18 protein-coding genes and 1 pseudogene are annotated in these 19,228 nt (G+C 69.3%); 10 read left to right on the top strand and 9 right to left on the bottom strand.

Annotation, left to right across the window (positions count from 1 at the left end):
* Positions 1–25: 25 nt before the first annotated feature.
* On the bottom strand, positions 26–1,435 hold the full coding sequence (locus ACUN0C_RS07975) for a ferredoxin reductase family protein (protein WP_445465800.1): 1,410 nt from the start codon (positions 1,433–1,435) through the stop codon (positions 26–28).
* Positions 1,436–1,647: 212 nt separating this feature from the next.
* Between ACUN0C_RS07975 and ACUN0C_RS07970 the strand changes: the two genes are divergently transcribed.
* Positions 1,648–2,733, top strand: coding sequence for a polyheme membrane-associated cytochrome C (locus ACUN0C_RS07970; protein WP_445465799.1), 1,086 nt, complete (start codon positions 1,648–1,650; stop codon positions 2,731–2,733).
* A 50-nt stretch (positions 2,734–2,783) separates the two neighbouring features.
* Here the strand turns inward: ACUN0C_RS07970 and ACUN0C_RS07965 are convergent, their stop codons facing one another.
* Together ACUN0C_RS07965 and ACUN0C_RS07960 are read right to left on the bottom strand one after the other, a co-directional pair.
* Positions 2,784–3,404 (bottom strand): L,D-transpeptidase, encoded by a 621-nt coding sequence (locus ACUN0C_RS07965; protein WP_445465798.1) that lies wholly within the window; start codon positions 3,402–3,404, stop codon positions 2,784–2,786.
* Positions 3,405–3,628: 224 nt separating this feature from the next.
* On the bottom strand, positions 3,629–4,447 hold the full coding sequence (locus ACUN0C_RS07960; protein WP_445465797.1) for a L,D-transpeptidase family protein: 819 nt from the start codon (positions 4,445–4,447) through the stop codon (positions 3,629–3,631).
* Between the two features lie 181 nt (positions 4,448–4,628).
* Between ACUN0C_RS07960 and ACUN0C_RS07955 the strand changes: the two genes are divergently transcribed.
* From ACUN0C_RS07955 to hisG, 5 genes and pseudogenes are all read left to right on the top strand, one after another.
* Entirely contained in the window at positions 4,629–5,264 is a 636-nt protein-coding gene (locus ACUN0C_RS07955; protein WP_445465796.1) for a DNA-3-methyladenine glycosylase I, read from the top strand.
* A 41-nt stretch (positions 5,265–5,305) separates the two neighbouring features.
* Positions 5,306–5,665, top strand: a complete 360-nt coding sequence (locus tag ACUN0C_RS07950; protein ID WP_445465795.1) for a GFA family protein — start codon at positions 5,306–5,308, stop codon at positions 5,663–5,665.
* 124 nt (positions 5,666–5,789) lie between these two features.
* Positions 5,790–7,316 carry a histidine--tRNA ligase gene (hisS, locus tag ACUN0C_RS07945; protein ID WP_445465794.1) on the top strand — a complete coding sequence of 509 codons (1,527 nt, stop codon included), beginning with the start codon at positions 5,790–5,792 and terminating at the stop codon, positions 7,314–7,316.
* A gap of 10 nt (positions 7,317–7,326) precedes the next feature.
* Positions 7,327–8,433 carry an ATP phosphoribosyltransferase regulatory subunit gene (locus tag ACUN0C_RS07940; protein WP_445465793.1) on the top strand — a complete coding sequence of 369 codons (1,107 nt, stop codon included), beginning with the start codon at positions 7,327–7,329 and terminating at the stop codon, positions 8,431–8,433.
* A pseudogene (gene hisG, locus ACUN0C_RS07935) lies at positions 8,430–9,113 on the top strand (ATP phosphoribosyltransferase); the annotation flags it as partial. The gene ACUN0C_RS07940 and the pseudogene hisG, both read left to right, overlap by 4 nt.
* Positions 9,114–9,178: 65 nt before the next feature.
* On the opposite strand, the gene ACUN0C_RS07930 reads toward hisG, so the two are convergent.
* Positions 9,179–9,640, bottom strand: coding sequence for a DoxX family protein (locus ACUN0C_RS07930; protein ID WP_445465792.1), 462 nt, complete (start codon positions 9,638–9,640; stop codon positions 9,179–9,181).
* A 264-nt stretch (positions 9,641–9,904) separates the two neighbouring features.
* On the opposite strand from ACUN0C_RS07930, the gene ACUN0C_RS07925 reads away from it, so the two are divergent.
* Positions 9,905–10,789, top strand: a complete 885-nt coding sequence (locus tag ACUN0C_RS07925; protein WP_445465791.1) for a hypothetical protein — start codon at positions 9,905–9,907, stop codon at positions 10,787–10,789.
* 72 nt (positions 10,790–10,861) lie between these two features.
* Here ACUN0C_RS07925 and groL read toward each other — a convergent pair whose 3' ends face one another.
* From groL to ACUN0C_RS07905, 4 genes are all read right to left on the bottom strand, one after another.
* Entirely contained in the window at positions 10,862–12,499 is a 1,638-nt protein-coding gene (groL, locus tag ACUN0C_RS07920; RefSeq protein ID WP_445465790.1) for a chaperonin GroEL, read from the bottom strand.
* 30 nt (positions 12,500–12,529) lie between these two features.
* Positions 12,530–12,844, bottom strand: coding sequence for a co-chaperone GroES (groES, locus tag ACUN0C_RS07915; protein ID WP_445465789.1), 315 nt, complete (start codon positions 12,842–12,844; stop codon positions 12,530–12,532).
* Positions 12,845–13,004: 160 nt separating this feature from the next.
* Positions 13,005–14,006 (bottom strand): bifunctional riboflavin kinase/FAD synthetase, encoded by a 1,002-nt coding sequence (locus tag ACUN0C_RS07910; RefSeq protein WP_445465788.1) that lies wholly within the window; start codon positions 14,004–14,006, stop codon positions 13,005–13,007.
* A 43-nt stretch (positions 14,007–14,049) separates the two neighbouring features.
* Entirely contained in the window at positions 14,050–14,907 is an 858-nt protein-coding gene (locus ACUN0C_RS07905) for a TIGR01459 family HAD-type hydrolase (RefSeq protein WP_445465787.1), read from the bottom strand.
* A gap of 206 nt (positions 14,908–15,113) precedes the next feature.
* Between ACUN0C_RS07905 and ACUN0C_RS07900 the strand changes: the two genes are divergently transcribed.
* From ACUN0C_RS07900 to ACUN0C_RS07890, 3 genes are all read left to right on the top strand, one after another.
* Positions 15,114–16,484 carry a M16 family metallopeptidase gene (locus ACUN0C_RS07900; protein WP_445465786.1) on the top strand — a complete coding sequence of 457 codons (1,371 nt, stop codon included), beginning with the start codon at positions 15,114–15,116 and terminating at the stop codon, positions 16,482–16,484.
* Positions 16,484–17,794, top strand: coding sequence for a M16 family metallopeptidase (locus ACUN0C_RS07895; RefSeq protein WP_445465785.1), 1,311 nt, complete (start codon positions 16,484–16,486; stop codon positions 17,792–17,794). Before ACUN0C_RS07900 ends, ACUN0C_RS07895 begins: the two co-directional genes overlap by 1 nt.
* 170 nt (positions 17,795–17,964) lie before the next feature.
* Positions 17,965–18,498, top strand: a complete 534-nt coding sequence (locus ACUN0C_RS07890; protein ID WP_445465784.1) for a hypothetical protein — start codon at positions 17,965–17,967, stop codon at positions 18,496–18,498.
* Between the two features lie 72 nt (positions 18,499–18,570).
* On the opposite strand, the gene wrbA is transcribed toward ACUN0C_RS07890, so the two are convergent.
* Positions 18,571–19,170, bottom strand: a complete 600-nt coding sequence (gene wrbA, locus ACUN0C_RS07885) for an NAD(P)H:quinone oxidoreductase (protein WP_445465783.1) — start codon at positions 19,168–19,170, stop codon at positions 18,571–18,573.
* Positions 19,171–19,228: the final 58 nt, after the last annotated feature.

Here is a 19,228-nt window from a genome sequence, read left to right as displayed (position 1 = left end):
GAGCCGCGGCCCGCCTTCCTTCCCCTCAGGCCAGCGCGACGAAAGCCAGCACGGCCGCGGCGAGGCCGGCGCCGACGCCGAGATATTCCATCGTGCGGCGGCGATCCTGCCGCGAAGCGGCGCCGCCGCCATAATCAAAGCGCTCGTAGACGACGTTCGCCATGGGCAGGCCGAGATCGAGCAGGGTGTCGGAGACCGCCGTCACCATGCGGCCCGGCCCGCAGATGAAGGCGACGGTGCTTCGCCGTTCGAGCCCCGCCAGCAGGGTGTCGAGACGGTTCCGGTCGAGCAGGCCGACCGCGCCCGGCCAGCCGGCGGCGCCCTCCTCGCTGATGAGCAGCACCTGCAGGTCGATCGACGCCTTGGCGGCCTCGATCTCGTCGATGCAGGCGAAGTTCTCCGGCCGGCCGGCCGCATAGGCGAGCCGCACGGGTCTCGGGTCCCTCCGCGCCACCATATCGCGCAGGAGCCCCATGATTGGGGCGATGCCGACGCCGCCTGCGATGAGGAGGACGGCGCCGGCGTCGTGCGCCTCCAGCGTGAACTCGCCATACGGTCCGTCGATGCCCATCGGGGTGCCGGGCGGCAGGCCTCCCACCGTGCTGGTGAAGTCGCCGGCCTCCTTGATGATCAGGCTCAATCCGGGCCGGATCGGGCTGTCGGCGATGGAGAAGGGATGGTCGAAGAGCGGGAAGCGCCGCCGGCCTTCGGTCATCCAGACGAACTGGCCGGCGCGATAGGGCCAGGGCGGATTGCCCGGGTTCGGCCTGATGTCGAGTTCCCACATGCGATCGGCCCGCTTCGTCACCTGCTCGAGGCGCCACGGCCGGATGTGCAGCTTCAGCCAGCGCCAGCCATAAAGTGTCGTGACGACCGCCACGACGGCGGCGGCCGCAAGCCACCACAGCCAGTGGACGGCGCCGGCGGCGCTGAACCGGCCGGCCGTCAGCGCGTGATGAAGCCCGCCGGCGACCGCAATCGCCGCGAGCACGATATGGCTCGCCCGCCACACCTCGTAGCGCCAGGGCAGCCGGTCGCGCAGCGCCGAGACCGGCACGAGGAGGGCGATCGCCACGAGGGCCGCCACGCCGCTGCGATAGTGAGGCAGCGTCAGGTAGGCGGCCAGGCGCTCCCGGCCGAGGGCCGCATCGTCGACGAAGGTCGGAAGGACGTAGAGGAGCGGGTGCAGGAGCACCGCCAGCAAGATCCAGCCGGCCGCGACCTTGTGGAACGCCATGATCTTGTCGATGCCGAGCCGGCCGGACACCGTCTCGAATCGGCCGGAGGTAACGAACTGCACCGCCATGGCGGCCAGCGCGACCAGCCCGAGCCCCGCCCCCGCCTTTTCCCAAGGGTCGAGCGGAGCCACGCGCCTGCCCGCGGCGAAGACCAGGGCCGCGCCGCACACTGCGACGTAGATCAACGCAAGGGCCATGCCCGGCAGCCGCAGGCCTGCGCCCGGCGGTTTGACCGCCGCGATCCCGCTTATGAGCTTTTCTCCCTGCTCATGGCCGCCTCGACCTGCGTAGAATGGTGCTGTGCACTATTGGGGGTGACATGCCGAGCGAGGTCAAGGCCACGGGCGTCTGCTGACAACAGTGTGTCATGGGCAATTGCGACAAACAGCGGAGGAGGACGGACGTGCACATGGTCAGACGAGCAGGACGCGTCGCTGCGGCGATCGTCACCCTGTCCCTCCTTGCCGGCCCGGCGACCGCTGTGCAGGCCGACGACGCCCTGGCCGCGCTCGTCGAGGCCTGGCTCGCCTCCCCTCATGGCGATTACCATTCGCCCTCCTTCACCTATTGGAACCGGGAAGGCGCGGTGCCCCAGACCTGCGCCGCATGCCACTCGCAGCCGGGATTCATCGATTTCCTCGGCGCGGACGGCACGGCGCCGGGTGCCATCGACGGCCCGGCCGCCGTCAACGCGCCGATCGGCTGCGCCTCCTGCCACACCGGCGCGGCGCACGCGCTCGACGGCGTCACCTTCCCCTCCGGCGTCGCCGTCGACGGCCTCGGCGCTTCGGCCACGTGCAGCGTGTGCCATCAGGGCCGGCAGTCGGGGGACGCGGTCGCGACGGCGACCGCGGCGATGGGCGAGGACGACGTGTCGGCCGACCTCGCCTTCATCAACGTCCATTACGGGGTCGCGGCGGCCGTGATGCACGGGGCCGAGGTGCGCGGAGGCTATCACTATCCGGGCCGAACCTATGCCGGGCGCTTCCACCACGTGCCGAGCGCGAACACCTGCGTCGCCTGCCACGATCCGCACACGACCAAGGTCGAGACCGCCTCCTGCCTGTCCTGCCATCGCGGCGTCGACGACGTGCGCGCGATCCGCACCCGGCACGGCGATTTCGACGGCGACGGCGACGCGGCGGGCGGCATCCATTCCGAGATCGAGGGGCTGCGCGCAAAGCTCTTCGACGCGATCCGCGCCTATGCGACCGAGGTGGCCGGCGCCCCGATCGGCTATGGCGGCCGCTTCCCGTACTTCTTCGCCGACCCGGACGGCGACGGCCGGGTCGCGCCGGAGGATTCGGTCATGGAGAACCGCTACCGGAACTGGACGCCGCGCCTCCTCAAGGCGGCCTACAATTACCAGGTCGCGACGAAGGACCCGGGCGGCTTCGTGCACAATCCGGCCTACCTGCTGCAGCTTCTGCACGACAGCCTCGAAAGCCTGTCGGCAGAAGTCGCGCTCGACGTCAGCGCGATCAGGCGGCCCTGAGACGCACTGAGGCGGCGGGCGCCCGCCCGCTGCATTTCTGCCGGCAGTAGCTACTGCACGATCACCTTTGCGCCGACGGAGGCGAGATGGTGAAGCTCCACGACGTCGTGGTTCATCATCCGGATGCAGCCGGACGAGACGTTGTGGCCGATGGTCCAGGGCTCGTTGGTGCCGTGGATGCGGAACATCGTGTCCCGCCCGCCGTCATAGAGGTAGAGCGCGCGCGCCCCGAGCGGGTTGTCCGGCCCCCCGGGCATGCCGGAGGCGAACTTCGCGAGCGTCGGCTCGCGCGCGATCATCTCCGAGGGCGGCGTCCAGGTCGGCCATTCCGCCTTGCGCCCGACCTTCACGACGCCCTGCCAGCCGAAGCCCTCGCGCCCGACGCCGATGCCGTAGCGGATGGCCTGCCCGCCGGCGAGCACGAAGAAGAGGTGCTTGCTCCGGGAATCGATGATCATCGTCCCCGGCGCCTCGCGGGTCTGGAACGGCACGACCTGGCGGCGATACTCCGCCGGCGCGCTCCAGCCCCGCTTCGGGGTCGGGTCGTAGGTGAGATAGGTCCGCGTCGACGTGTCGAAGAAGCGCGTGACCTGCGCTTCGGCGACGACGGGCAAGAGTATAGAGACGGCCGCGCCCAGACAAAGGGCGCGGGCGGCGCGCGTCTTCTGCATTGATCTCAATCCCCTTCTTGCGAGAGGCCGGCCCCGGAAGTCGATCGGCTCCGCTTGTCAGTGGCAATACAATGTAAGAAGATGGATTGCGGTTCCGCGTGGGGCTTCACGCGTTCGTGCAGCGGCGCGAATGAGCGCAAGCGGTTCGGAAGGTCCCGCAGGCGCGGAAGCCCTCCCGGTGGGCTGTTCCGGGAGGGCGGACGCGGCGGAACCGTCGCGCGCGGCTAGAGGACGACCACGGTGGTCCCGACCGGCACCCGCTCGTACAGGTCGACCACGTCCTCGTTGCGCATTCGGAAGCAGCCGGAGGAGACCGCGCGTCCGATCGTCCAGGGCTCGTTCGAACCGTGGATGCGGAAGAGGGTGTCCTTGCCGTTCCTGTGGAGATAGAGCGCGCGCGCGCCGAGCGGGTTGCTTGGTCCGCCCGCCATCTGCAGCGGCAGGTGCGGCTGGCGCTTGCGCATCTCGGCCGGCGGGGTCCAGGTCGGCCATTCCGCCTTGCGCGCGACCTTCACGGTCCCCGACCAGCCGAAGCCGTCGCGGCCGACGCCGATCCCGTAGCGCTTCGCCTTGCCGTCGCCGAGCACGAGGTAGAGGTGCTTCGACTTGCTGTCGATGACGATCGTGCCCTTCTTGTGCTTGGCCCCGTAATCGACCACCGTCGGCAGGTATTTCGGGTCGAAGCTCATCGCCGGGCGGGCGGGAGCCGCAGGCGCGCGCGCCGGAACGACTTGCCGCGGCGCCACCATCTGCGGGGGGACTACCGTGGCACGTCCGCGCACGCGTGGTGGCGGGGCGACGGCATAGCCGCCCGGCGGCGGCACCACGACATAGCGCGACGGCGGCGGGACGACGAAGGTGTATCCCGGCTGCGGGCGCCTGTTGAGGTCGATCGGCACGCCGGTGCCGTGGACGGCGGGCGCGCGCCGCACCTGGGCGACCCATTGCCCGTCATATTGCGGCGCCGGGGGGACATATTGCGCGACCGCAGGGGCCGAGGACACCGCGGCCCACAGGCACGCGGCAATGATCGCTCTTCGCATGGGCGTACTCGCTACTGACCGTTGCGTGGGCGGCGGCGTTCCGGCCGCCTGGCTGCACTCCATGATGCGGGCGAGGCCGCGGAGAACCGTAAACCCGCCTGCGGAAATGTGCGAAGAAGATCATCGATCCGTCAACTTGGTGAATCGGCGCTTGCCGGCTGGGAAGCGCCTGCGGAGGAGGATGGCCGTGACGCTCGCCGACGGTCTTGCGCAGGGTTCGGACGGCCGCTGCCGGTGCTGGTGGCCCGGCGGCGACCCGCTCTACCGCGCCTATCACGACACGGAGTGGGGCAGGCCCGTCGCCGACGATGTCCGGCTCTTCGAGAAGATCTGCCTGGAGGGTTTCCAGTCCGGGCTCTCCTGGCTGACGATTTTGCGGAAGCGCGAGAACTTCCGCGCCGCCTTCGCCGGCTTCCGCCCCGCCGCGATCGCCGGGTTCGGGGCGGACGACGTCGCGCGCTGCCTCGCTGATTCGGGGATCGTGCGCCACCGCGGCAAGATCGAATCGGTCGTCAACAATGCGCGCCGGGCCCTGGACCTTGCGGAGGAGGCCGGCTCCATCGCGGCGTTCGTCTGGCGTTTCGAGCCTCCGCCGGAAAGCCGGCCGGCGCGCATGGACCGCGGCGCGATCGTGCCGCAGACTGAGCACTCGCTGGCGCTCTCGAAAGCGCTGCGCAAGCGCGGCTGGAGTTTCGTCGGGCCGACCACCATGCATGCTTTCATGCAGGCGGTCGGGATCGTGAACGATCATCTCGAGGGCTGCTTCTGCCGCGCCGAGGCCGAGGCTGAACGGCGCGCCTTCGTGCGACCGGCATGAGCGCCGGCAGACGAACGACCAGGACGGGGAGGACGAGTGAAATGGCCGAGGCGACGATCCATACCGGCGGCTGCCATTGCGGCCGCGTGCGGTTCGAGGCGACGACCGATCTCGCGTCGGTTATCTCCTGCAACTGCTCGATCTGCTCGAAGAAGGGGCTGCTGCTCACCTTCGTGCCGGACGACGCGTTCACGCTGCTCGCAGGGTACGATTTCCTCGTCGACTACCGGTTCAACAAGCATGTGATCCGCCATCTCTCCTGCGGCCGCTGCGGCGTCGAGCCCTTTGCGCGCGGGACGGCGCCGGACGGCAAGGCGATGGTCGCGGTGAACGTGCGCTGCCTCGACGGCGTGGATCTCGACGCACTCGCCCCGACGCCCTTCAACGGCCGGGACAGTTAGACCGTCGGGCCGCCTGCGGCAGGTTGTTGCCTGCGGCCATCTGGGCTAGAGGAGGGCGCGCCCGCCGGACCGGCGGGCTTTGCGTATTTCCGCGGCCGCATCGCCGCCAGACAGCACGAACGCCATGGCCGGGTCCACCAAGCCGAACAAGCTCCAGCCGCGCCTCCCGCGCGGCTTCGCCGACCGCACGCCGGAGGAGATCCGCGCCGTCGAGCGCATGATGGTGACGATCCGCGGCGTCTACGAGCGCTACGGCTTCGAGCCGGTCGAGACGCCGATGGTCGAGTACACCGACGCGCTCGGCAAGTTCCTGCCCGACCAGGACCGCCCGAACGAGGGGGTGTTCTCGTTCCAGGACGACGACGAGCAGTGGCTCTCGCTGCGCTACGATCTCACCGCGCCGCTCGCCCGCTACGTCGCTCAGAATTTCGAGGCGCTGCCGAAGCCCTATAGGAGCTATCGCGCCGGCTGGGTGTTCCGCAACGAGAAGCCGGGCCCCGGCCGCTTCCGCCAGTTCATGCAGTTCGACGCGGACACGGTGGGCGCGCCGTCGGTCGCCGCCGATGCCGAGATCTGCATGATGGCCGCCGACACGATGGAGGCGCTCGGCGTCCCGCGCGGCCAGTACGTCATCAAGGTCAACAATCGGAAGGTCCTCGACGGGATCATGGAAGTGATCGGCCTGGAGCGGGTCGAGGACAGCGCCCGGCGCCTCACGGTGCTGCGCGCGATCGACAAGCTCGACCGGCTCGGCCCGGACGGCGTGCGCCAGCTTCTCGGCGAGGGCCGGAAGGACGAGAGCGGCGACTTCACCAGGGGCGCCGGCCTCCGCCCGAACCAGATCTCCGCCTTGATGAACCTCTTCGAGCTGGCCGGCATCGACGAGATGATGGACTTCTCGAGCCGCTACACGCTCGTCGAAGGGTTCAGGACCGAGTTCGCGCTCAACGAGCATTTCGAGAAGGGCCTCGAGGAGCTGAAGCAGATCTCGGACCTGGTCCTTGCCGCGGGTTACGATGCCGGGCGGATCCAGATCGATCCGTCGGTCGTCCGCGGCCTCGAATACTACACCGGCCCGGTCTTCGAGGCGCAGCTGACCTTCGAGGTGCCGGGCGAGGACGGACGCCCGGTCGTGTTCGGCTCGGTGGGCGGCGGCGGGCGCTATGACGGCCTTGTCGGCCGCTTCCGCGGCGAGGACGTGCCGGCGACCGGCTTCTCGATCGGCGTCTCGCGGCTCGCCGCCGCGCTGAAGGCGATCGGCAAGCTTGGCGACGAGCACGCTTCGGGGCCGGTGGTCGTCACCATCATGGATCGCGACCGCGTCGCCGACTACCAGCGCATGGTGTCGGACCTCCGCAATGCCGGCATGCGGGCCGAGCTCTATCTCGGCGGCTCCGGCATGAAGGCGCAGCTGAAATATGCCGACCGCCGCAACGCGCCCTGCGCGGTGATCGCCGGCTCCGACGAGTTCGCCGCCGGGCGGCTGCAGATCAAGGATTTGCTGGCGGGCAAGGAACAGGCGGCCTCGATTGCCGACCACCAGACCTGGAAGGACGAGCGGCCCGGCCAGTTCGAGATCGCCGCCGGCGAGCTCGTGACCGAGGTCCGTGCGCTCCTCGACCGTCAGCGCCAGGGCGGCGGGCGAGGCTGACCCCGTCCCTATGCGTCCCGAGAGCCCCGCATCCGGCCGTCTGCTCGGCCTCTTCGCCGAAGCCGGCGCGCAAAGGCTCGACCTTCCCGTGCTGCATCCGGCCGACCCGTTCCTGGAGACGGCGGGCGAGGACGTGCGCCGCCGGATGTTCGTCACCGAGGGCCCGCGCGGCGAGCGCCTCGCGCTCCGCCCCGACTTCACGATCCCTGTCTGCCTCCACCATCTCGCGGCGGCCGCCGGACCAGCGCGTTACTGTTATGAGGGGCTCGTCTTCCGGCGGCACGACCGCGGCTCGCCGGAGCGGCTCGAGACCGGCTACGAGGATATCGGCCATTCCGATCGCACCGGCGCCGATGCGGAGGCGCTGGCGCTTGCGATTGCAGCGGTCAAGGCCATGGCGGGGACGTCCATCGGCGTCCGCGTCGGCGACATCGGACTGTTCGCGTCGCTCCTGTCGGCGCTCGGCTTGCCGGAGCCCTGGCGACGGCGCCTCAGGCGCTCTTTCGGGCTGCACGATCTGATGGCGGCCAATCTCGACCGGCTTGCGGCACCCCGCGAGCCCGCTCGCGGTCATCTCGAGCCGGCGCTTTCCGAAGCCGCCGACCGGCACGACCGGGGCGCAGTCGTGACCCTCCTTGCCGAAAGCCTGCGCGAGCAGGGCTATGCGGAAGGGGCAGGGCGCACTGCGGCCGAGATCGCGGACCGCTTTCTCGACCAGCGCGCCCTTGCCGAGACGCGCCTCGATTCGGCGACGATCGCCGTGTTGCGGCGGTTCCTCGGGCTGCGATCCGATCTTCGCGACGCGGCCGAACGCGTCACGCGGTTCGGCCGGGAAGCGGGTCTTGATCTTGGGGAGAGCCTCGACACCTTCGCGGCGCGAAACGAGGCGGTTGCAAGCCTCTCCAACGGTTCGCCGATCGCCTTCGAGGCGAGCTTCGGCCGGCCGCTCGACTATTACACCGGCGTGGTCTTCGAGATCGTCGCGGCCGGCGAGCAGCGCCCGCGCGCGGGCGGCGGGCGCTACGACCGGCTGATGGAGATGCTGGGCGCGCCGTCCCCCGTTCCGGCGATTGGCTTCGCGATCCGTCTGGACGAGCCGGACGGAGCGGGCTCATGAGCACGCCGCTCGTCGTCGCGATTCCCTCGAAGGGCCGGCTCCAGGAGCAGACGGAAGCCGTTCTCGCCGCGGCCGGCTACGGGGTCGAGAAGCGCGGCGGCCAGCGCAACTATCGCGGCACCGTCGCCGGGCGCGACGACGTCGAGATCGCCTTCCTGTCGGCCTCGGAGATTGCGCGCGAGCTCGCCGCCGGCTCCGTGCATTTCGGCGTCACCGGCGAGGATCTCGTGCGCGAGACGATCCTGGACGCCGACCGCCGGGTGGCGCTCGTTGCGCCGCTCGGCTTCGGGCAGGCGGACGTCGTGGTCGCCGTGCCCGATGTCTGGGTCGACGTCTGGACGATGGAGGACCTCGACGACGTCGCGGCCGAATTCCTGCATCGCCACGGCCGGCGCCTGCGCATCGCCACGAAGTACTGGAACCTGACCCAGAGCTTCTTCGCGCGTCACGGCATCGCGCTCTACCGGATCGTCGAGAGCCTCGGCGCGACGGAAGGCGCCCCGGCGGCGGGGCTGGCCGACGTGATCGTGGACATCACCACCACGGGATCGACGCTGAAGGCCAACCATTTGAAGGTGCTCGAGGACGGCGTCATGCTGAAGAGCCAGGCGAACCTGGTCCTGTCGCTCGGCGCCGGCTGGGATGCCGAAGCCGGCGCCGCGGCCCGAGCTCTTCTGGAGGCGCTGGGCCGCTCGGGGATTCCGGCGGGCCTGCCGGAGCCTGCCCGCCGGGTCGTGGAGACCACTTAGGCGCGGCCGGCCGCCGGCGCGGTGCCGACTCCGCCGGTGCGCCGGGCGCGCCACGCGTCCAGCGACCAGGGGCCGGGACCGAACGTGGCGAGCAGCAGGAAGCCGCCGACGATCGAGATGTTCTTGTTGAACAGGATCGTCTGCATGCTGTCGCTGAAATCGGAATGGAAGAGGAGGGCGGCAATCGCCGTGAAGCCGGCGAGCGCGAGCGCGGCGAGGCGCGTCTGGAACCCGAAGACGATCATCAGCCCGCCGGCGAGCTCGACGAGGATGACGAGCGGCAGGAGCGCGCCCGGCACGCCGACCGCCTCCATGTATTGCTGCGTGCTTTGATAGCCGCCGATCTTCGACCATCCCGACGTGACGAACATGAGGGCGAGAAGTATGCGCCCGGCGAGCGCGGCGAAGGCGTGAACCTGTGTCATCGAATGCTCCGAAGGTTGGCTGGGCCCTTCCATAGCGGAGCGGCGGCGGGATGGGCGGCCATCGAACGCAGCGTTCACCGCCGCGGCGGCTCGGTTCGCATTCCGTCGCCGCCAGATCCGGTAAAGACCGGACCAGGAATTCTGTCGCAGGTTGTTACCCGACAATAACCATCGGATTAGTCGAATGCCGATGCTCGGAACGGCGTTACCTCCCCGGACCTTCTCCCGCCGACGAAACCCGGCGGATTCCGCCAGACCAGCGGGAGCGAACCACTGGTCGAGCAGAGGGAGATCTCGATGCGAAATGTCTTCATGCCTGTCGTAGCGGGCGCGGCGCTCCTGACCTCGGTCGCCGCCTTCAGCGATTTCGCCGACGCCCAGGGGCGCACGGGCGGCGGTGGTCTCGGAGCCGGTGACGGCGGCGGTATCGAGGTCGGCGCCGGTGCCAGCGTCGGCGGCGGCGACGGCGTGGATGTCGGCGTCGGTGCGAGCATCGGCGGCGGCGGCGGTGTCGATGCAGGCGCCGGAGCCTCGATCGGCGGCGGCAGCGGTGTCGATGCGGGAGCCGGAGCCTCGATCGGCGGCGGCAGCGGTGTGGATGTGGGCGCCGGAGCCTCCATCGGCGGCGGCAGCGGTGTGGATGTGGGCGCCGGAGCCTCCATCGGCGGCGGCAGCGGTGTGGATGCCGGAGCCGGAGCCTCGATCGGCGGCGGCAGCGGTGTCGATGCCGGCGCGGGTGCCTCGATCGGCGGCGGCGACGGTGTGGAAGCGGGCGTGGGCGCAAGCATCGGCGGCGGCAGCGGTGTCGATGCCGGCGGCGGTGCCTCGATCGGCGGCGGTGACGGCGTGGAAGCGGGTCTCGGCGTGTCGATCGGCGGGGGGTCGCCGACCGCGCCGGACGGCACGGGAACCGGCGGCGTTCCCGGTGCTGCGCCGTCGGTGGGGACCGACGTTCCCGGCGCACCCAATGCGCCCGGAACGGTCAACGGCAGCCCCTCCGGCGCCGCGATGAACATTTCGGCGCTCGCCTCGATGAGCCCGGATTCGCTTCGCGGCGCGCTGAACTCGATCAGCGCCGCCGATCTCCAGAAGCTGAAGGCGAGCTGCGGCGAGATTCTCGCCGCGCCGAGTACCCATCCCCAGAACGCGGTCGCGGTGTGCCAGGTGGTGGCCTCGATCTGAGCGGGATCGGCCGCAGAACGCAGAACGGGGCCCCGCGGGGCCCCGTTCGCATTCGTTCAGGTCTGGCGGACCTTAGAAGTCCATGCCGCCCATGCCGCCGCCCGGCATCGCCGGAGCCGCGGACTCCTTCTTCGGCATCTCGGCCACCATCGCCTCGGTGGTGACGAGCAGGCCGGCGACCGAAGCCGCGTCCTGAAGCGCCGTCCGGACCACCTTGGTCGGGTCGATGATGCCGGCCTCGATCATGTCGACATACTCTTCCGACTGGGCGTCGAAGCCGAAGGTGTCGGACGTGCTGTCCATCACCTTGCCAACCACGATCGAGCCGTCGACGCCGGAGTTCTGCGCGATCTGGCGGATCGGGGACTCGAGCGCCTTCAGGACGATCTTGATGCCGGCCTGGACGTCGGGGTTGTCGGAGGTGAGCTCCCTGATGGCGCGCTTGGCGCGCAGCAGCGCCACGCCGCCGCCCGGGACGATGCCTTCCTCGACGGCCGCACGGGTCGCGTTGAGGGCGTCGTCGACGCGGTCCTTCTTCTCCTTCACCTCGATCTCGGTCGCGCCGCCGACGCGGATGACCGCGACGCCGCCGGCGAGCTTCGCCAGCCGCTCCTGCAGCTTCTCGCGATCGTAGTCGGAGGTGGTGTCCTCGATCTGCGCCTTGATCTGGGCAACGCGGCCTTCGATCTCGGACTTCTCGCCGGCGCCGTCGACGATCGTCGTCTCCTCCTTGGAGATCGACACCTTCTTGGCGCGGCCCAGCATGTCGAGCGCGACGTTCTCGAGCTTGATGCCGAGATCCTCGGAAATCACCTGGCCGCCGGTCAGCGTGGCGATGTCCTGCAGCATGGCCTTGCGGCGGTCACCGAAGCCCGGCGCCTTGACGGCCGCGACCTTCAGGCCGCCGCGGAGCTTGTTGACCACCAGCGTCGCAAGCGCCTCGCCCTCGACGTCCTCGGCGATGATGAGGAGCGGACGCGACGACTGCACCACGGCTTCGAGGACCGGGAGCATGGCCTGCAGATTGGAGAGCTTCTTCTCGAACAGGAGGATGTAGGGGTCCTCCAGATCGGCGATCATCTTCTCGGCGTTGGTGATGAAGTAGGGGGAGATGTAGCCGCGGTCGAACTGCATGCCCTCGACGACCTCGAGCTCGGTCTCCATGGACTTCGCTTCTTCGACCGTGATGACGCCCTCGTTGCCGACCCTCTGCATGGCCTCGGCAATCATCGCGCCGACGGTCTTGTCGCCGTTGGCGGAGATCGTGCCGACCTGCGCGACTTCGGCGGAGGTGTTGATCTTCTTGGACTGGCTCTCGAGGTTCTTGACCACGGCGGTCGTGGCCTGGTCGATGCCGCGCTTCAGATCCATCGGGTTCATGCCGGCGGCGACGTACTTGGCGCCTTCCTTCACGATCGCCTGGGCGAGAACGGTCGCCGTCGTGGTGCCGTCGCCGGCGATGTCGTTGGTCTTCGAGGCGACCTCGCGGACCATCTGAGCGCCCATGTTCTCGAACTTGTCCTCGAGTTCGATCTCCTTGGCGACCGTCACGCCGTCCTTGGTGATGCGCGGCGCACCGAAGGACTTGTCGATCACGACGTTGCGGCCCTTGGGGCCGAGCGTCACCTTCACCGCATTGGCGAGGATATCGACGCCGCGGAGCATCTTCTCGCGGGCGTCAGCCGAAAAACGTACGTCTTTCGCAGCCATTGTCGTCTACCTCTGTGTCTGAACGGGGAATCAGGCGGCGGCGCGGGCGGAGGCGCCCTGCTCGATCACACCCATGATGTCGGACTCCTTCATGATGAGGAGCTCTTCACCGTCGACCTTGACCTCGGTGCCGGACCACTTGCCGAAGAGCACGCGGTCGCCGGGCTTCACGTCGAGCGGCTGGATCTGGCCGCTCTCGTCGCGGGCGCCGGGGCCGACGGCGACGATCTCGCCTTCCTGCGGCTTCTCCTTGGCGGTGTCCGGAATGATGATGCCGCCTTTGGTCCGCTCTTCGGACTCGACGCGGCGCACGACAACACGGTCATGAAGCGGGCGGAATCTCATGATGTCCCTCTCGTCCCTTCGGCGCTTTGCGCGCCCCTCTGAATGGAGCTGGTAGCACTCAGCCGTAGCGAGTGCTAATGCGGCGTGGAGATAGATGCGGCGCCCGGACTTGTCAACGGGTGGAAGAGCCGCAGGGGTATGGGAAGCGGACCGGGGCTACCTATTCCGCGGCCGCCCAGGCCGCCCGCACCTTTGCGTCGATGTCGCGATCGGGCTCCGTCGCAAGCATGGCACGGGCGTCGATGGAATCCTGGTCAATCCGGGCGACGAGCGCTTCCACGCTTTCGAACTGCAGTTCCGGCCGGATTCGGTCGATGAGGGTGACGAGCACGGTCTCGCCGTAGAGGTCCCCCGAAAAATCGAACAGGAAGGTTTCGAACAGCGCACGGCCGTTGTCGAAGGTCGGCCGCCGCCCGAAGCTCGCCACGCCTTCGCGAACGCTGCCGTCCATTCGGGTCAGCCGCACCGCATAGATGCCGTGGGCGAGCTCCACCGACGGGTCGAGCGCCATGTTCGCGGTCGGATAGCCGAGATTGCGGCCCCTTTTGTCGCCGTGGACGATTTCGCCCGCGGCCGACCATCGCCAGCCGAGGAGCCCGTTCGCCTCCCGGAGCGCGCCTTCGCGCAAGGCGGAGCGAATGCGCGTCGAGGAGACCGGCCGGCCCGCTTCGTCGTACTCGCCGACTACGGTGACGCCGAAGCCGTGGCGGGAGCCCGCCTCCTGAAGGAAGGCCGGCGTGCCCAGCCGGCGATGGCCGAAGTGGAAGTCGTAGCCGGTGGCGGCGTGCCTGATGCGCAGGCGGTCGACCAGCATGTCGCGAACGAAATCCTCGGCGGAGACGGCGGCGAGGCTCTCGTCGAAGGCGAGCACGAGCGAACCGTCCATTCCGAAGGCGGCGGCGACCGCGGCCTTGAGCGGTGGCGGCGTGAGCCTGAAGAGCGGCGCGCCCCTGCCGAAGAAGGTGCGGGGATGCGGCTCGAACGTCAGGATCAATGCCGGCACGCCTGCCTTGTCCGCCTCTGCCCTCGCGGCCGCCAGCACGGCCTGATGGCCCCGGTGAACCCCGTCGAAATTGCCGATCGCGACAACCGCGCCGTGCCAGTCCTCCGGCAGCGTGTCGAGGCTGCGGACGACCGGCCGCGCTGCGCGCTCGGCCCTCATGCGCCCGCTTTCCCGACCGCGTCCGGGGCTTCCGCCGCCTGCCTCACCGCGCACCCCCGTTCCGCCAGGCGAGATGCGGCATGAAGCCGACGGCGTCGAGGTCCTCCGCCGCGAAATGGGCGGAGATCCGCTCCGGGTCCGGCGCGCCGGCGGGGCCGAAATCGGCCTCGTGGATGCCGCTGCTGATGAACAGGAGGTCGAGGCCAGCATTCTTCGCGCCGCGCGCGTCGGTCGGCAGCGCGTCGCCGATCGCCAGCACCCGCTGCCCGTCCTGCAGCCCCGCGGCACGAAGGGCGGATCGATAGATCGGCGGATGCGGCTTGCCGGCGAGCACCGTCGTGCCGCCGAACTCCTCGTAGAGGCGGGCAAGCGCGCCGGCGCAATAGATGAGCGTGTCGCCGCGCTCCACCACGATGTCGGGATTGGCGCAAACCATCGTCAGGCGGCGTGCGACGAACCGCCCGAGCATCTCCCGGTAGTCCTCGGGCGTCTCGGTGTAGTCGTCGAAAAGGCCGGTGCAGCTGACGAGCTCCGCCTCGTCCTCGCCGACGAGCTCGATATCCAGGCCTTCGTAGAAGGGCAGATCGCGCGGATGCCCGAGATGGAACACCTTCGTTCCCGGCCGCTCCGCCACGAAGGTGCGCGTGACGTCGCCGGAGGTGACGATGTGGTCGTACGCGTCATCCGGCACGCCGAGCTCGCGGATCTGCTCGATGACCGGACCCGCCGGGCGCGGCGCGTTGGTCACGAGGACGACGGGACCCCGGTTCTTCCGGAACCGGACCAGGGCGTCGACGGCACCGGGGAAGCTCTCCACGCCGTTGTGGACGACGCCCCAGACGTCGCAGAGCACCGCCTCGTAATCCTCCGCGAGCGCCGCCAGTCCGTCTATCCGCTTCACGATTGCTCCGCCCCCGCGCCCGTCGCCGATCGGCTATCCCTCCCGGACCGGTGCGTCAACGGGGACGGCAAGGTCGGGCGCGCCTCAAATATGACCGATTGTTCACTCGTTTGAGCTACCTGCATCTCTATATTCGCGGCAAACGTCACGGAGGCCCCGCGCCGATGTCGAATTTGGCTGCCGTCATCCTTTCATGTGGAGTTCTCATGGCTGCCCTCCCCGCACGCGCCGAAACGCCCGCGGCCCGGGACCCGGCGCCGCCGGCCCAGTCGGAAGCTGCGCAGGCGGAAATTCCGAAGATCGCGCCGAACGCCACCGAATTCACGCTCGACAACGGGATGCAGGTGGTCGTCATACCGGACCGGCGCGCGCCGGTCGTGACGCACATGGTCTGGTACCGGGTCGGCTCCGCGGACGAGACGGCAGGCCAATCCGGCCTCGCCCACTTCCTCGAGCATCTCATGTTCAAGGGGACCCGGAACCACCCGATGGGGCAGTTCTCCGAGCGGGTGTCGCAGATCGGCGGCGAGGAGAACGCCTTCACCACGACCGACTACACCGCCTATTTCCAACGGGTGGCGAAGGAGAACCTTCGCGAGATGATGGCCTTCGAGGCCGATCGGATGACCGAGCTCGTGCTCACGGAGGAGGTCGTCGCGCCGGAGCGGGACGTCGTCCTGGAGGAGCGGCGGATGCGGGTCGAGAACGACCCCGGCTCGCTGCTGGGCGAGGCCCTCACCTCCATCCTCTACCGCAACCATCCCTACGGACGGCCGGTGATCGGCTGGATGCACGAGATCGAGGCTCTGACCGGCGCGAAGGCGCTCGACTTCTACCGGCGCTACTACACGCCCAACAACGCCGTGCTCGTGATCGCCGGCGACGTAACCCCGGAGGAGGTCCGCAGGCTTGCCGAGGAGACGTACGGCACCATCGAGCCGCGGCCGGAGGCCGTGCGCGGCGAGCGCCCAGCGGAGCCCCCTTCGGTCGGCGCGCGCACCGTCACGGTGAAGGACGAGAAGGTCCGCGAGCCCCAGCTCACGCGCACCTACGTCGTTCCCTCGCAGAACACGGCCGACGGCAACGAGGCCGAGGCGCTGCGCGTCCTCGCCGAGGTGATCGGCGGCGGCTCCACGAGCCGGCTCTACGACACGCTCGTCCGTGGCGACGGGCCGGCGACCTATGCCGGCGCCTACTACCAGTCGAACGCCGTCAATGACGGCCGCTTCGCTGTCTATGGGGTGCCCAAGGAAGGCGTGACCCTCGCCGCGCTCGGCGATCGCATCGAGAGCGTCATCGCCGAGGTCCGGGACAAGGGCGTCACTGATGAGGAGATCACGCGCGCCAAGAACGCCGTGATCGCCCAGGCGATCTATGCCCAGGACAGCCAGCAGGCGATGGCCCGCATCATCGGGACCGCGCTCATGACGGGCAGTTCGCTCGGGCAGGTGCAGACCTGGCCCGAGCGGGTGAGCCGCGTGACGGCCGAGGACGTGCGTTCGGCCGCCCGCAAGTATCTCCTCGAGGAGCGGTCGGTGACCGGATACCTCGAGCCGAAGCCGGAGGAGCGGAGCTGATGATCGCCCGAGCCCTCGCATTCGCCATCGGAGCCGCCATGACCGTCGCCGTCACCCTGCCGAGCCGGGCCGAAGCCGTGAACATCCAGGAAGTGACCAGCCCGGGCGGAATCACGGCATGGCTCGTCGAGGACTACACCGTCCCGATCGTGACCATGAACCTCGCCTTTCGCGGCGGCGCCGCCCAGGACGGCGACGACAAGGCGGGCCTTGCCAACCTGATGTCGGGGCTGCTGGACGAAGGGGCGGGGGACCTCAATTCGCGCGCGTTCCAGACGCGCCTCGAGGATCTCAACATCGATCTCTCCTTCGATGCCGGCCGCGACGCCTTCTACGGCAACATGCGCACGCTCACGACCAATCTCGACGAGGCGATCGGCCTGATGCGCCTGGCGCTGACCGAGCCGCGCTTCGACGAGGAGGCGGTCACGCGCATCCGCGGGCAGGTCGTCTCCAACCTTCGTCGCGGCGAGACGGATCCGAACGAGATCGCCAGCCGCGCATTCATGCGGACCCTCTACGGGGAGCATCCGTACGGCAGGCCGACGGAAGGCACGCTGCAGACCGTCTCCGGTCTGGGCGCCGACGACCTGCGCGAATTCCACCGGCGCATCATGGCGCGCGACAACCTCCTGGTGGTGGTCGTCGGTGCGATCGACAGGGCCCGGCTTGCGGCCGCACTCGACGAGGTGTTCGGCGGCCTGCCGGAGAAGGCCGACCTCGTGCCGATCCCCGAGGTGACGGCGCGTTCCGGCGTCGCGGACCATGCCACGATCGGCGTGCCGCAGACGGTGATTCGCCTCGGCGGACCAGGCATCAAGCGCGACGATCCGGATTTCATTCCCGCCTTCGTCGCGAACCACATTCTCGGCGGCGGCACGTTTTCGTCGCGCTTCTACAAGGAAATCCGCGAGAAGCGCGGGCTGTCCTATTCGGTCGGCACGAGCCTGCTCGCCTTCGACCATTCCGGCGCGTGGATCGGGGCGGCGGCGACGCGTGCGGACATGGCGCAGACGGCCGTCGATCTCATGGTGGCCGAGACGAATCGGTTCGCCGAGGAGGGACCGTCCGAGCGCGAACTCACGGAAGCCAAGGACTTCCTCGTCGGCAACTATGCGCTGCGCTTCGATGCCTCGCAGAAGATCGCCCGCCAGCTCCTGGGCATCCAGCTCGATCGCCTCGGCATCGATTACGTCGACAGGCGGAACGACCTCATTCGCGCCGTGACCGCCGAGGACGTCCAGCGCGCGGCGCAGCGCGTGTTCGGCCAGCAGCCTTCGGTCGTGACGGTCGGCACCGCCCAGTCCTGAACCGCCGGACCGGCTCTTCCCGCCCGGCGCGGCGGCCGGTTACCATTTCCGGCCGCAGCGCTTGCGCCTGCCGCCCAATTGCTCCCTAGTCCCCGGCAGATGGTGAATTCTCGGTAAACGGGGCGTTTGGAATGCGGTTCGGTGCGGCGGTCCTGGCAACCGCGCTTGTTATGTGCGGTCTTGGCTCGGTCGGCAATGCGGAGCCGATCTCGGCGGCGGCCGCCGAAGCGGAACGGCTGTCGGCGGCCGGGGAGCACATGCGTGCGCTGGAGGCGCTGGATGCCGCGACCGACGCCCTCTGGAGCCGTGCTCCGCTTGATTTCCGGACCGCACTCTTCGTGTCCGAAGCCGCGGGCTTCGGCGTCTATTCCCCGCGAGCAGACCGGGCATTCCGCGCCGGCGAGGCCGTGACGGTGTACGCCGAGCCGGTCGGCTTCGCCTATGGCCGGTCCGGCGCCTTCCACACCATCATGCTCGGCGCCGGGCTCGCGATACGGAACAGCACCGGGCAGGTTATCGCCGAGGCCGAGGAGCTCTTCGAGGTGGCGCTGCAGTCGCTTGCGCGGAACCGCGAGTTCAACATGGCGCTGTCCTTCGCGATGCCCGACCTCAGGCCCGGCGACTATGTCGGCATCTTCACCGTCCGCGACCGCAACTCGGCCAAGACCGCGCGGTTCGAGCTGCCGTTCTCGATCGTCGAATAGGGTCGAACAGGGGGGAACAGACGAGGCGAAGGCGGTCCGCCTCCCCCCTCGGGCTCCGGTGTTCGGAATGGATCAGCGGGCGAGCTTTCCCGCGATCTCGGCGACGTGCCGGCCCTGGAAACGCGCGCCCTCGAGCTCGTTCCGGCTCGGCTGGCGCGATCCGTCGCCGCCCGAGAGGGTGGTCGCGCCGTAGGGCGAGCCGCCGGTGATCTCGTCCATGCGCATCTGGCCCTGGAACGAATAGGGCAGGCCCACGATGACCAGCCCGTGGTGAAGCAGCATGACATGGGTCGAGAGGATGGTCGCCTCCTGGCCGCCATGCTGCGTTGCAGTGGACGCGAACACCGATCCGACCTTGCCCACGAGTGCGCCCTTCGCCCAGAGGCCGCCGGTCTGGTCCCAGAAGTTCTTCATCTGCGCCGCCATCACGCCGTAGCGGGTCGGCACGCCGAGGATGATCGCATCGTAATCGGGGAGTTCGTCGACGGTCGCGACGGGGGCGTCCTGATCGAGCTTGTAGCCGGACTGCCGGGCGATCTCCTCGGGGACGAGCTCCGGAACGCGCTTGATTTCGACGTCGGCGCCCGCCTGGCGCGCGCCTTCGGCCACGGCCTTCGCCATTGCCTCGATGTGGCCGTACGAGGAATAGTAGAGAACCAGAACCTTGGTCATTTCGCATCTTCTCCGGGGATAGCGGCAGTTGCGCCCAACCTAGGGTTTGCGGTGGCCC

Source organism: Faunimonas sp. B44, from assembly GCF_052655945.1.
This window is presented reverse-complemented; position numbering and strand designations above follow the sequence as displayed.